At 52.8% G+C, this 13,167-nt stretch carries 12 protein-coding genes; 8 read left to right on the top strand and 4 right to left on the bottom strand.

Annotated features, from left to right (window positions below; all coding sequences use genetic code 11):
* Positions 1 to 12: 12 nt before the first annotated feature.
* From CLR69_RS09600 to CLR69_RS09590, 3 genes are all read right to left on the bottom strand, one after another.
* Positions 13 to 1,668 (bottom strand): ABC transporter permease, encoded by a 1,656-nt coding sequence (locus CLR69_RS09600; protein WP_129712513.1) that lies wholly within the window; start codon positions 1,666 to 1,668, stop codon positions 13 to 15.
* A 200-nt stretch (positions 1,669 to 1,868) separates the two neighbouring features.
* A complete protein-coding gene (locus CLR69_RS09595; protein ID WP_129712512.1) occupies positions 1,869 to 2,849 on the bottom strand; it encodes an ABC transporter substrate-binding protein in 981 nt (326 codons plus the stop codon).
* A gap of 17 nt (positions 2,850 to 2,866) precedes the next feature.
* Positions 2,867 to 3,559 (bottom strand): ABC transporter ATP-binding protein, encoded by a 693-nt coding sequence (locus CLR69_RS09590; RefSeq protein ID WP_129712853.1) that lies wholly within the window; start codon positions 3,557 to 3,559, stop codon positions 2,867 to 2,869.
* A gap of 415 nt (positions 3,560 to 3,974) precedes the next feature.
* Here CLR69_RS09590 and CLR69_RS09585 point away from each other — a divergent pair, with 415 nt between their 5' ends.
* The 8 genes from CLR69_RS09585 to nei all read left to right on the top strand — a co-directional run bounded on the left by CLR69_RS09585 (position 3,975) and on the right by nei (position 11,169).
* Entirely contained in the window at positions 3,975 to 4,934 is a 960-nt protein-coding gene (locus CLR69_RS09585; protein WP_129703616.1) for a YbgA family protein, read from the top strand.
* Between the two features lie 21 nt (positions 4,935 to 4,955).
* Positions 4,956 to 6,434, top strand: a complete 1,479-nt coding sequence (phrB, locus tag CLR69_RS09580; RefSeq protein ID WP_129712511.1) for a deoxyribodipyrimidine photo-lyase — start codon at positions 4,956 to 4,958, stop codon at positions 6,432 to 6,434.
* A complete protein-coding gene (locus CLR69_RS09575; protein WP_129712510.1) occupies positions 6,427 to 7,170 on the top strand; it encodes a type 2 GTP cyclohydrolase I in 744 nt (247 codons plus the stop codon). The genes phrB and CLR69_RS09575 overlap by 8 nt, the downstream gene beginning before the upstream one ends.
* A gap of 156 nt (positions 7,171 to 7,326) precedes the next feature.
* Positions 7,327 to 7,983 (top strand): 5-oxoprolinase subunit PxpB, encoded by a 657-nt coding sequence (pxpB, locus tag CLR69_RS09570; protein WP_129703622.1) that lies wholly within the window; start codon positions 7,327 to 7,329, stop codon positions 7,981 to 7,983.
* On the top strand, positions 7,977 to 8,921 hold the full coding sequence (gene pxpC, locus CLR69_RS09565; protein ID WP_129712509.1) for a 5-oxoprolinase subunit PxpC: 945 nt from the start codon (positions 7,977 to 7,979) through the stop codon (positions 8,919 to 8,921). Before pxpB ends, pxpC begins: the two co-directional genes overlap by 7 nt.
* Positions 8,911 to 9,648: a 5-oxoprolinase subunit PxpA gene (gene pxpA / locus CLR69_RS09560; RefSeq protein WP_129712508.1), complete on the top strand. Its 738-nt coding sequence runs from the start codon at positions 8,911 to 8,913 to the stop codon at positions 9,646 to 9,648. Before pxpC ends, pxpA begins: the two co-directional genes overlap by 11 nt.
* A gap of 29 nt (positions 9,649 to 9,677) precedes the next feature.
* A complete protein-coding gene (pcp, locus tag CLR69_RS09555) occupies positions 9,678 to 10,325 on the top strand; it encodes a pyroglutamyl-peptidase I (RefSeq protein WP_129712507.1) in 648 nt (215 codons plus the stop codon).
* Positions 10,326 to 10,377: 52 nt separating this feature from the next.
* Entirely contained in the window at positions 10,378 to 11,169 is a 792-nt protein-coding gene (nei, locus tag CLR69_RS09550) for an endonuclease VIII (RefSeq protein ID WP_129712506.1), read from the top strand.
* 76 nt (positions 11,170 to 11,245) lie between these two features.
* On the opposite strand, the gene CLR69_RS09545 is transcribed toward nei, so the two are convergent.
* On the bottom strand, positions 11,246 to 12,532 hold the full coding sequence (locus tag CLR69_RS09545) for a citrate synthase (RefSeq protein WP_129703633.1): 1,287 nt from the start codon (positions 12,530 to 12,532) through the stop codon (positions 11,246 to 11,248).
* Positions 12,533 to 13,167: the final 635 nt, after the last annotated feature.

Here is a 13,167-nt window from a genome sequence, read left to right as displayed (position 1 = left end):
TGGATTTGGCGCTTATTTTGTTTTTAGCGAATGAAATCTTAACGCCAGCAACATTACCGATAGGCTGATAAATACCGCAACGCTTGCCATCGCCATACCATCTCCGACAGAACCTTGCTCGAACTGACGCCAGACAAAAATGGACACGGTCTGCACGCCAGCAGGTGATAGCAAGAGTGACGTCACCAGCTCGCGCGATGCGACGGCAAAGACCAACATCATGGCTGCCAGCAGACTGGGAAATACCAGCGGGAAAACAATCAGCCGTAATGCCGCCATTGCGCTAGCACCGTGAACGCGCGCTGCTGACTCTAAATTACTGCCGATTTGCGCCAATGCGGCACTGCTATAGCGAACGGGATAGGGGAGAAGCAGGCAACTGTATGACAGTAGCAAAATCACCCAGGTGTTATAGGGCGTTATCGGCCAGAAGCTTTGATTCCAGGCAAGAATCAATCCCACCCCGACAACAATTCCCGGCAGTGCAGCAGGTAGCATCGACAGCCCATCCAGTACCGCCGCACCTCGAATACGCTTGGCGACGACAAACCAGGCTGCGAGGAAGCCGACCGTTCCCGTCAGTAAAGCACTGCCGACAGCCAGCCCCAAACTGGTCGTCAGTGCTGGTAGCGCTTCGTTTTCGTAATCAACCAACATGGTGAAGTGCTGCCAGGTTAAATTTTGCCAGGAAATCGCGCTAGAAATGGTGGCAGAAAACGCCGTAATCAGCATGGAGGCAAGTGGAATTCCTACCGCCAGCAGCCCGACAACGCTAAACAGCATTAATACTGGCCAGCGCCATATTCCTAATGGACGAGTAACAATAGCGGCGGGTTTGCCTGTGGTCGTTTCCACATTGCTACCGGCGACAATCGCTCGCTGTAGGGTAAATGCGCAGAGCGCGATAGCAACCAGCAGCAAAGACAACACCGCTGAGCCGGAGAGATCGATTGGCCAGTCCGCCAGACGCTGCTCAATATTTGTCGTCAATACCTGAATACCCGCACGCGATCCTAGTGCTGCGGGTATACCGTACTCTTCGATCGCCAGTGTGAAAGCGAGTAGCAGGCTGGCCGCTGTTGCAGGTAGCGACAGCGGCAGCGTGACCCGCAAGAATGCCTGCCAGCTGCTGGCACCGTGAACGCGTGCGACATCGGCAAGGCGGTTTCCGCTCGCGGCCATACTGCGTGAAACGGCGAAATAGACTACCGGGAAAATATTCAGCGTCATTACGCCAATCATGCCGGGCAATGAAAACAGGGTCTCGCCCAGTTGAATCGGTAATATCTGTTCGGCATACCCCCTTGGCTGTAGAGCCAGCATCCACGAGAGTCCGGCGATATAAGGTGGGATCAGGAATGGAATGAGAAACAGTAAATCCCAAAATCTTGCCAGCGGTAGCGCAAAGAGTCCGCGCAATGCACCGAGTGGAATAGCAATTACCGCACAACACAGGGCAACACCCAGTCCAAGCAGCAGTGTATTTTTCAACAACGCAAACAGACGTGCCTGCGCGAAAACGTCCGCAAAGGTTGAGAACGGATTGGAAAAAGAACCCGCTCCCAAATTGGGGAAGATCGCCTGTAGCGTAACGAACAATACGGGAATGCCAACCAGGGTAAAAAGTACCGCCACCGTCAGCAGTGGCAGTAAAGCAAACTTGTTCATTTGATACTCCAGCCTTGCTGACTGTTGTCAGCAAGGCATTATCGATACTCGTTATACTTCAAGCTGTATGAGCATTCGCTTAGCTGCTCGATCCCTCCGTGGATTCATGCGTGTATTGCTCAGAAATATCGCGTTGTTCAAAACGCGAACATGGTGTCCTGCCGCTCGAACTATCCAGGGTATGTCATGAATGAACAGGCTTAGCGCTGACCAAACAAGGCGGCAAAGCGATCGAGAACGGCCGCACGGGAAGCTGAAGCGCTATCGCCTTCCGGCAACAACGTCAGGTTCTTAAACAGAGGTCGCTTGGCTTCAATGTCCTGGCGTGCTGGCATCAGCCAGGCTTCTGCCACGGCTTTCTGGCCTTCAGGCGACAGCATGTAGTTGATGAAGTCTTTTGCCTGCTGCTGGTTCTTACTGCTTTTCAGGATCATCATTGGGCGAGGGGCAATGACGGTACCACTGGAAGGGAAGATGACTTTAATGGATTCGCCAGACTCCATACTGCCGTAAGAAACGTAGTCCACTGCACCGAAAACAGCGGCTTTCGCGCCTTGCAACACTGGGGTTAATGCCTGTGCGTTCGGGCCTGCGATGATCATGCCGTTGGCTTTTAAGCGATCGAACATTTCCCAGGCTTTATCTTTTTCCGCATTTTGCAAACCAATCAGCAGATCGAGTGAGGCGCCGGACAGTGCGGGATCGGGTGTCGTGACTTTATCTTTAAATTCAGGTTTGGTGAGGTCGCTCCAGTCTTTGGGTTCTGGGGTGCCGCTTTTGCTATTCCATACAATACCAAGCGCGGAAATGCCCTGTGCCACGTAGAACGGGGTTTTGAACTGTGCAGGCACGGTGGCTGCATTCGGGCTATCAAACGCCAACAGCCAACCTCGTTGCTGCAAATCTGTTGCGGTATCCCACGACGCAGAAATCAGAACATCGGCACGTGGATTGGCCTGCTCGGCTTCCAGTCGGGCCATGACTTTACCGGTTGTTGCCTGAAAAACATCGACTTTCACGCCAGTCTGCTTTTCATAACCTGCTGCCAGTTTCTTTGCCAGTGCTCCTGGTCCGGCGGTGTACAGCGTCAGGGCATGTGCGCTGCCTGCCACCGCTGCTAATGAGAGGGCTATACCCATAATGATGCCTCGTTGATTCATGGTAAACAGTGTGTTTTTCATTGCATTTTTCCCCAAAATTAACGTGTGGTGATATCAGTAATGTGGCCTTGCGACATGTGAACAATGCGGTGCGCCAGTATGTTGGCTTCGTCTCTGTCATGGGTGACATACACGGCGGTGGTACCAAGATGGCGTAAGAGTGACGCCATCTCCTGACAAAGCGATTCACGTAGATCCCGGTCGAGATTGGATAACGGTTCATCAAATAACAGGATGTTTGGTTCCGCGATAATGGCGCGCGCCAGTGCGACTCGCTGTTGCTGACCGCCGGATAAATCGGCCGGTTTGCGATCGCCAAAATCAGCCAGACCGACGCGCGCTAGCGTGACGTCAACGCGTTGGCGGCAGATATCGCGCGGAACCTTCCTCATCAGCAGTGGGAACCCGACGTTTTGTGCCACGGTCATATGTGGCCACAGTGCGTAGTCCTGAAAGACCATGCCAAGATTGCGTTGCTCAGGTGGCAGGGATAGCTGATGGCCAGCAACCTGACGATCGCCAAAATGAATGGTGCCCGCATCTGGCTGTAACAATCCGGCCAGCAACTTTAGTAATGTGCTTTTGCCGCAGCCGGAAGGCCCTAGCAAAGCCAGAATGGTGCCTTTCGGCACATTGAGGCTGATCGAGTCGAGAACCGTTTTTCCTGCGAAAGCGTGGGATAATCTGTCGATCGCAATCGCGGCAGGTGTAGCGAGTTCAGCCGTGGTCATCATCGCCTCCGTGCAATAACGGGAGGCGATATCCATTGTGATATCGATGGAGCAGACGAGCGCTTCTAGGTTGCCAGTTTAAAAGGCATAGGAAAGCGTCCCGCCGGTAAAGCAGGGGAAAAAACATGGGGTATCCTCTTTGGGACTCTATATCGGAATGGGGATTGTAATCGGGGAATAAGGCTATTTGATGACAGATGAAAAGATGGCTGAAGCACACCTTCCTGATATGAATTCTGGTCGCAAACAAAACCGCCTCATTTGCTCGGCATAATCCATCAATCTCATGATTTATTACTTTATTCTTCACTGTCACTGCACAGAATCGTGGTGAAATCCGCTATGCTGATGAGAAGGTCTGCAAAATGTCATCAAGGCACTGTAGCTTGAAATATGACGGGTATAAGGATAAATCATGACGCTCGAACTCATCCCTGTTGGTATCAGCGCCTGTCTGCTCGGTAATCCCGTGCGGTTTGATGGCGGACACAAGCGTCTGACGTTTGCCGTTGAACAACTGGCTCCCTATTTTCGTTTTGAACCGGTCTGCCCAGAAATGGCGATTGGTTTACCTGTGCCTCGTCCTGCGCTCAGGCTGGTGCGAGAAGGGGAAAGCCACATCACACTGCGTGCCAGCAATGGTTCGCCGCTGGATGTCACCCAGCAGATGGCGGTGTTTTCCGCTGACAAAGTCAGCCAGCTTCAGGACTTATGCGGGTATATCGTCTGCGCCAAATCACCAAGCTGCGGTATGGAACGCGTGAAGATTTACGATGAAGCGCAAAAGAATGCGCGTAAAAGCGGAATCGGCCTGTTTACGCAGGAACTGATGCGGCAAATGCCCTGGCTACCGGTTGAGGAAGATGGGCGCCTGCACGATCCCGGCTTACGGGAAAATTTCATTGAACGCGTTTATGCGCTGCACGAACTGAATCAGCTATGGCAAAACGGACTGAGTCGTGGTGCGCTCATTGCCTTTCATAGCCGCTATAAATTACTGCTGCTGGCACATTCCCAGCCGGAATATCGTGAACTGGGGCCGTTTGTTGCGGGGATCGATAAGTGGGAATCGCTGGAAGACTATGTTGTTGAATACCGGGCGCGGCTGATGAAGCTGTTGTCGACGCCTGCGACGCGGCGCAATCACACCAATGTGCTGATGCATGTGCAGGGCTACTTCCGACGTCAGCTGAGTTCTCAACAGCGGCAGGAACTTGCACAGCTTATCGATCGCTATCGGCAGGGTTTGCAGCCGCTATTGGCTCCTATCACGTTGCTAAAACATTATATGGCGGAATACCCCGATGCGTACCTGGCTCAACAGCGTTACTTTGAGCCGTACCCGGAAGCATTACGCTTGCGTTACGGACACTAGTTTGACCGCCCAAGGAGTTTCATGATCTCGCATGGTGTTACACATGTAGTCTGGCTGCGTAATGACCTGCGCATTACCGATAATCTGGCGCTGTACTCGGCTTGTCAGAATCCGAATGCGACCGTGCTGGCGGTATTTATTGCGACGCCTGCACAATGGGAAAAGCACGTTATGGCACCGCGTCAGGCTGCCTTTCTGCTAGAGAACCTGACGTTGGTACAGCACGCGCTGGCCGAAAAAGGCATCCCGCTGCACTACCACGAATGCGCTGACTTTTCCGCGTCGGTTGACTGGCTGGTGCAGTTTTGTGCGCAGCAGCAGGCCACCGATCTTTTCTACAATTACCAGTATGAAATTAACGAGCGCCTGCGTGATAAGCAGGTGAAAGATCGTCTGGCCGATAGCGTGATTTGTCATGGCTATCATGACAGCCTGTTGCTGCCGCCGGGCAGCGTGCTGACGGGCAATGGCGAGATGTATAAAGTGTTCACGCCATTTCGTCAGGCTTTTATCAAGCGCCTGTTGGAAGCGGATTCGACGTGTGTACCTGCACCGGACGCACGCGGTGAGCCGATCAATAACACGGCGGCATTAGTGCCGTTCAGCTATCCGCTGTGCGAGGTGGATAGTGATGATTTCCCCTGCGGCGAACGTGCTGCATTACAGCAGTTGCGCCGTTTTTGCCGCGAGCAGGTTCAGGATTACGATCGGCAGCGGGATTTCCCCGCGCTGCCCGGCACCAGCAAACTGTCTCCGTATCTGGCACTTGGAATTGTATCGCCGCGCCAATGTTTTAACCGCCTGCGTGCCGAATGCCCGGAGATGCTGGAACGGCGTGAGGGCGGGGCATTTACCTGGTTTAACGAGCTAGTCTGGCGTGAGTTTTACCGTCACCTGATCGTGTCCTGGCCGCAGTTGTGTAAACACCGACCCTTCACCGCGTGGACGCAGTGGGTGAAGTGGCGATCCTCTCCTGAGGATTTAGCCGCCTGGCAACAGGGTAAAACGGGTTATCCGATTGTGGATGCGGCGATGCGTCAACTGAATGAAACGGGGTGGATGCATAATCGACTGCGTATGATCTGCGCCAGTTTTCTTGTCAAAGATTTGCTGCTCGATTGGCGTGAAGGCGAGCGCTACTTTATGTCACAGTTACTGGATGGCGATTTGGCGGCGAATAACGGCGGCTGGCAGTGGGCGGCGTCGACGGGCACCGATGCGGCACCTTATTTTCGTATTTTTAATCCGACAACGCAGGGTGAGCGTTTCGATCCTGACGGTCGGTTTATTCGTCACTGGCTACCCGAACTGGTCGCCGTGCCGGATAAAGACATTCATCAGCCCCATCGCTGGGCAGACAAACAACACGTTAAGCTGAACTATCCGCTGCCAATCGTTGACCACAAAACAGCTCGTCAGGATACGCTGGCGGCGTTTGAAGCGGCAAAGAATATCGGCATGGCGAATAACGATCGAGAAGAGAAAAATAAGTATGCGTAATACGGAACTGGAAAGAATCATTAACGAGAAGCTGAGTACGGGGACGTTTCAGGACTACGCGCCTAACGGTTTACAGGTTGAGGGGCGTGCGGAAGTAAAACGTATTGTGACGGGAGTCACCGCCTCACAAGCGCTGCTGGATGCGGCGGTAGAGAAGCAGGCCGATGCGATTCTGGTTCATCACGGCTATTTTTGGAAAAACGAACCGCAGATTGTTTGCGGCATGAAGCGTAACCGGCTGAAAACGCTGCTGCTTAATGATATCAACCTGTATGGCTATCATCTGCCGTTAGATGCACACCCGGAATTAGGGAACAACGCACAGCTGGCGGCTTTGCTGGAAATTCAGGTGCAGGGCATGATCGAACCGCTCGTGCCGTATGGCGAACTGGCACAACCGATGACAGCAGATGCGTTTTGCCGTCGCCTGGAAAAACGGCTGGGGCGCAGCGTGCTGCATTGTGGGGATAATGCACCGCAACAGATACAGCGTGTGGCCTGGTGTACCGGTGGCGGTCAGGGGTTTATTGAACAAGCCGCCCGATTTGGGGTCGATGCCTTTATTACTGGTGAAGTGTCTGAGCAAACCATCCATATTGCTCGCGAGATGGGGCTGCACTTCTTTGCTGCCGGACACCATGCTACCGAGCGCGGCGGCATTCGCGCGTTGGGTGAATGGTTGGCGGAACAACATGGTTTTGATGTGACATTCATTGATATTCCCAACCCGGCTTGATGGGCTGAAAGTATCGGTATAGCACAGGAATGCTGATGTATTTTGCATGTTGGCATTGTTATTGCTTGGTTCTTGAGAAGAAAATATATCAGTAAGCTACGCTAATCATTTAGCCATGTTCACCATGACGGATAAAACGCGATTCAGGAGGAAAGATTGCAACGAGCACGGTGTTATCTTCTGGGCGAGAGGGCTGTCGTACTGGAACTGGAACCGCCAATGTCTCTGGAGAGCCAGCAGCGGATATGGGGGCTTGCCGAGCGCCTGAATCACCATGAAGAGGTGCTGGAAGCGATTCCGGGTATGAACAACCTGACGGTGCTGTTGGCGCATCCGCAACAGGTGGCGCTGGATGCGATTGAGCGTTTGCAGAGCTGGTGGGAAGAAAGCGAATCGCTGGTGTTTGATCCACGAGATATCGACATTCCTGTCATTTATGGTGGTGAGGCGGGGCCGGATCTGGCAGAGGTTGCCGTTCATAGCGGCCTGAGTGAGAGTCAGGTTGTAGAAGCGCATGCGGCCGTACAGTACGTGGTTTACTTTTTGGGTTTCCAACCGGGGTTTGCCTATCTCGGCGGATTAAATGAGAAATTACATATGCCGCGTCGTGCTGAACCACGCCTGCGAGTGCCAGCGGGATCGGTCGGGATTGGTGGTGCACAGACGGGGATTTATCCGCTGGCAACACCGGGCGGCTGGCAGTTGATTGGCCAGACTTCATTGACGCTATTCAACCCACAAACGATGCCGCCAACGCTGCTGCGCCCTGGAGATAACGTTCGGTTTGTGCCACAGAAGGAGGGGGTATGCTGAAAGTTATCCATGCAGGATTGCATACTTCGGTGCAGGACGGTGGTCGCGTCGGTTTTCGTCGTTTGGGTATCAGCCAGTCAGGAGCACTCGATCTGCCTGCCCTGAAAATGGCCAATCTGCTGGTGGGCAACGACGATAACGCCGCTGCGCTGGAAATTACACTGGGCAAGTTTACCGCAACGTTCACGACGGCCTGCTGGGTGGCGCTGACCGGTGCAGACTGCCATGCCGAACTGGATGGAAAGCCGCTCTGGACTGGCTGGCGTTTCGCCGCGAAGCCGGGGCAAACGTTGAAAATGCGTATGCCGCGTAACGGAATGCGCAGCTATCTGGCCTTGTCTGGCGGTGTGGACGTGCCGGAAGCACTGGGTTCACGTAGTACCGATTTGAAAGCCGGATTCGGTGGTTTTGACGGACGTTTACTCATGGATGGAGATGAGCTTCCGCTGGGAACGCCGACTCGCGAACTAACGCGAGAAATTGGTATCAAGCAGCTGTTATTCAGCAACCGCGTGCGGGCATTACCGGGACCGGAGTATCAGGAATTCGGCGACGAGATGCAGGAGTTGTTCTGGCGAACCTCTTGGCAGTTGAGTCCGCAAAGTAATCGTATGGGTTACCGTTTACTGGGTGCCGAGCTACAGCGCACCACATCATCAGGCAATAAACCTCGCGAACTACCATCACATGGGCTGCTACCGGGTGTCGTACAAGTTCCACATAATGGCCACCCTATCGTACTGCTGGCGGATGCGCAGACAACCGGTGGTTATCCGCGTATTGCGAGTGTGATCGAAGCAGATCTGTTCCATCTGGCACAAATTCGACTCGGTGAACCGATACATTTTATTCACTGTACGCAGGCTCAGGCGCAAAAAGCTGCTGATGAACAGCGGCGTTACCTCGAACAACTGGCGTGGAGGCTGCATGATTATTGATCTGAATGCCGATCTGGGAGAGGGCGGTGAGCATGACGAAGCGCTGCTCAAGCTGGTGACCTCTGCCAATATTGCCTGTGGATTTCACGCGGGTGACGCGCAAACCATGCGTCAGTCAGTACGCTGGGGAATGGGCTATGGCGTCGCGCTTGGCGCACATCCCAGTTTCCCCGATCGTGAAAATTTTGGCCGTAAGGCAATGAATGTGCCTGCGGAAATTGTCTTTGCACAAATGGTGTATCAACTAGGCGCACTTAGCGCGATCGTCGCTGCTGAGGGGGGAACGCTGTCCCACGTTAAGCCCCACGGTATGCTTTACAATCAGGCTGCGAGCGAAGCGGCACTGGCTGATGCGATAGCCAAGGCGGTGAAGGTCGTTAACCCTGCGTTACGCCTGGTTGGACTGGCGGGAAGTGAGTTGATCCGCGCCGGGAAACGGTTGGGGTTAGAGACGCGTCAGGAAGTGTTCGCCGATCGCTGCTATCAGCCTGACGGATCGCTGGTGCCACGCACTCAGGCTGGCGCGCTGATTAATAGCGATGAACTGGCGCTGGCGCAGACACTGGAAATGATTCAACGTCAGCGGGTTAGGGCGATCGACGGTTCCTGGGTTAACGTACAAGCGGATACCGTGTGTGTTCACGGTGATGGACAACATGCGCTGCTGTTTGCCCGTAAGTTACGTAACTGCTTTAGCCTGCATAAGATCGCGGTTGCTGCGGCATAATCATTATTTTTGTATGACGGGGATAATAGATGAAAACCGTTTTGATCACGGCGTTTGAACCTTTTGAGGGCGAACCGATTAATCCCTCATGGGAAGCGGTGAGAGTACTCCATCAGCAAGAAGTTGGCGGTGCACGAGTGGTAGCTTGCCGTTTATCTTGCGTCTTTGATCTGTCACTGGAACAGCTTTACCGTGCGATAGTTGAATGGCAGCCGGAAGTCGTGATCGCGGTGGGGCAGGCGGGCGGACGAGCTGATATTTCTGTCGAACGCGTGGCAATTAATATTAATGACGCCCGAATTGCGGATAACCGAGGCAACCAGCCGATAGATACGCCTGTGGTAGAAAAGGGGCCTGCGGCGTATTTCTCGACGCTACCAGTAAAAGCGCTGGTGCAGGCATTACGCGCAGCAGGGATTCCTGCATCGGTGTCACAAACCGCAGGGACGTTTGTCTGCAATCACGTGATGTACGGGCTTTTGCACCAGTTACACCAACAAGGTGATGTGGTTCGCGGTGGATTTGTTCATATTCCCTATTCACCTGAACAGGCAGCACGACACCCCAGCGAACCGAGCATGCCAACGCCGTTAGTCACGGCGGCGCTGGAAGTGATGATTAAGCAATCACTGGTGCAGCAAATTGATGTGGCGGTCACTGGTGGGGCATTACATTAGTTTAGCGAATCGCTCAGTCGCAGTGCGTCTGATTTTCAGGGAGTAGTCGAGTATGCCGGAAGGGCCGGAAATTCGCCGAGCGGCCGATAAGCTGGTTGAGGCAGTGGTGGGAAAAACGCTGACGCGCGTCTGGTTTGCGTTTCCCGCACTTAAGCCGTACGAAACAGAATTGGTTGGGCAGCAGATCAGGCAGATCGAAACGCGCGGGAAGGCACTGCTGACCTATTTTAGCAACGATCGGGTGCTGTATAGCCACAATCAACTCTATGGTGTGTGGCGAGTCGTGAATGCTGGTGAGTCGCCGGAAACGAAGCGGGATTTACGCATCCGGCTGGAGACGCAGGATCGCGCCATTCTGCTCTACAGCGCGTCAGATATTGAAATGCTGACACCGGAGACACTCACGATGCATCCTTTCCTGCAACGTATTGGGCCGGATGTATTGGATCTTTCTCTGACGCCAGAACAGGTGTGTGAGCGTTTGTTATTACCGCGTTTCCGTCGTCGCCAGTTCAGCGGGTTGCTGCTGGATCAGGCTTTTCTCGCGGGGTTAGGGAATTATCTGCGCGTTGAGATTCTGTGGCAGGCACAGCTGGCACCGCAGCATACGGCGTCTCAACTGAATGAAGAGCAGTTGCAGACGTTAAGTCGGGCGCTGCTGGAGATTCCTCGGTTGTCTTACAACACGCGTGGTACCGTGGATGAAAATCGACATCATGGGGCGATTTTTTCGTTCAAGGTTTTCCATCGTGAAGGGGAAAGCTGTGAGCGCTGCGGCGAAACCATTGAAAGAACGATGCTGTCATCACGCCCGTTCTATTGGTGTCCGCACTGCCAGAACTAGAGAGTATGTAAATACCGTTCTGAAACAACAAAGGCCGGATAGTGATATCCGGCCTTTTGTGTTGGTGCTGAATAGATTAATCGTGTTTCAGATTAGACGAGAAGTCACGTTTGTCGTAGCCGGTATACAGCTGGCGTGGACGTGCAATTTTGATGCCGTCGTCGTGCATTTCGTTCCAGTGTGCAATCCAGCCTACGGTACGCGCCATCGCGAAGATAACGGTAAACATGGAAGACGGAATCCCCATTGCTTTCAGGATGATACCAGAGTAGAAGTCCACGTTCGGGTACAGTTTCTTCTCAATGAAGTACGGGTCGTTAAGCGCGATATGTTCCAGCTCCATCGCCACTTCCAGTAAGTCATCTTTTCTGCCCAGCTCTTTGAGCACTTCATGGCAGGTTTCACGCATGACTGTGGCGCGTGGATCGTGGTTTTTGTACACGCGGTGGCCGAAGCCCATCAGACGGAAGGAATCGTTCTTGTCTTTTGCACGTTCAATAAACGCCGGGATGTGTTCCACACTGCTGATTTCTTCCAGCATACGCAGACAGGCTTCGTTCGCGCCGCCGTGCGCTGGCCCCCACAGCGAGGCGATCCCCGCGGCGATACAGGCAAACGGGTTTGCACCAGATGAACCCGCGGTACGCACGGTAGACGTCGAGGCGTTTTGTTCGTGATCGGCATGCAGGATCAGAATGCGGTCCATTGCTCGTTCCAGCACCGGATTCACAACATATTCTTCACAAGGGGTGGAGAACATCATGTGCAGGAAATTACCCGCGTAGGACAGGTTGTTTTTCGGATAAACAAACGGCTGGCCCAGTGAATATTTGTAGCACATCGCCGCGACGGTCGGCATTTTAGACAGCAGGCGATAGGCCGCGATTTCGCGGTGGCGCTCAATATTGATATCCAGCGAATCGTGATAGAACGCTGCCAGTGCGCCAGTAACGCCGCACAAGACCGCCATTGGATGTGAGTCACGACGGAAACCGTGGAACAGACGGGTAATCTGCTCATGGATCATCGTATGACGAGTCACGGTCGTCTTGAAGGTTTCATACTGTTCTACGGTCGGGGTTTCGCCGAACAGCAGGATGTAACAAACTTCAAGATAATTAGATTTTTCAGCCAGTTGGGCAATTGGGAAGCCACGGTGCAGCAGAATGCCTTCGTCACCGTCGATATAGGTAATCTTGGATTCGCAAGATGCGGTAGAGGTAAAGCCTGGGTCAAATGTGAAGTAACCTTTGGAACCGAGAGGACGAATATCAATCTCATCATGCCCTAATGTGCCGGATAGGACATTTAGCTCAATTGGTTCTTTACCTTCTAGGGTAAGTGTTGCTTTTTTATCAGCCATTTACAGTCTCCTTAGCGCTTTAATTTTAAAAATTTTCACTGAAGAAATACCGTCATGCCTGTGCACCGGACAAATAATGACCAGTGAAACTCTGTTGTGACACAGCCGTCAAATAGGATACAGAGTAAGGCGGATAGCCGCATTCAGGATGAAAAATTCGTTCTCCAGGTAATTAGCGATCTTCAGGCAATTAACCATGCTCTGAATAGATTGTAGTCATTACCTATGACTTTTACGTGGACTCTCTTCACTGTTACATAAGTTACGTCAGTGTGGAAGTGTCACCGTTGTGCTTTAACACATCATAAGGAATTCAATCCCCTAGTTGTAATTGAAATGTTGAAGTTTTGTCAAATCAGATAATTAATTTTATATAAATTGTGAACTTCGTGATCTAAATCACTGTTCGGGGCAAATGTCACCAAACAGTTTGTATGGGAATTGTAATAGGAATGTGAAGGACCTATACTCCCGCCAGGTCTCCGGAATCACCCTGCAGTAGGAGCACCCAGTATGGAAGGATCATGCGCTGTTTAGACACCGGAATGTCGATGTTTGAGCGCGTATCGCAAACCCACTCTCAGGGCTGTAACTTTCATGCTGTCTGACCTCACATCAGGCCCGGAGGAAGAAAC

Origin of the sequence: Pectobacterium zantedeschiae (assembly GCF_004137795.1) — a bacterium.
In the GTDB taxonomy this organism is placed as follows: domain Bacteria; phylum Pseudomonadota; class Gammaproteobacteria; order Enterobacterales; family Enterobacteriaceae; genus Pectobacterium; species Pectobacterium zantedeschiae.
Note: the sequence above shows the minus strand (reverse complement) of the source record. Positions and strands in the feature narration are given on the sequence as shown.

Coding starts and splice junctions, on each gene's coding strand:
- CLR69_RS09600 (WP_129712513.1), bottom strand. CDS start 1,668: ATGAACAAGTTTGCTTTACTGCCACTGCTGACGGTGGCGGTACTTTTT.
- CLR69_RS09595 (WP_129712512.1), bottom strand. CDS start 2,849: ATGAAAAACACACTGTTTACCATGAATCAACGAGGCATCATTATGGGT.
- CLR69_RS09590 (WP_129712853.1), bottom strand. CDS start 3,559: ATGACCACGGCTGAACTCGCTACACCTGCCGCGATTGCGATCGACAGA.
- CLR69_RS09585 (WP_129703616.1), top strand. CDS start 3,975: ATGACGCTCGAACTCATCCCTGTTGGTATCAGCGCCTGTCTGCTCGGT.
- phrB (WP_129712511.1), top strand. CDS start 4,956: ATGATCTCGCATGGTGTTACACATGTAGTCTGGCTGCGTAATGACCTG.
- CLR69_RS09575 (WP_129712510.1), top strand. CDS start 6,427: ATGCGTAATACGGAACTGGAAAGAATCATTAACGAGAAGCTGAGTACG.
- pxpC (WP_129712509.1), top strand. CDS start 7,977: ATGCTGAAAGTTATCCATGCAGGATTGCATACTTCGGTGCAGGACGGT.
- pxpA (WP_129712508.1), top strand. CDS start 8,911: ATGATTATTGATCTGAATGCCGATCTGGGAGAGGGCGGTGAGCATGAC.
- pcp (WP_129712507.1), top strand. CDS start 9,678: ATGAAAACCGTTTTGATCACGGCGTTTGAACCTTTTGAGGGCGAACCG.
- nei (WP_129712506.1), top strand. CDS start 10,378: ATGCCGGAAGGGCCGGAAATTCGCCGAGCGGCCGATAAGCTGGTTGAG.
- CLR69_RS09545 (WP_129703633.1), bottom strand. CDS start 12,532: ATGGCTGATAAAAAAGCAACACTTACCCTAGAAGGTAAAGAACCAATT.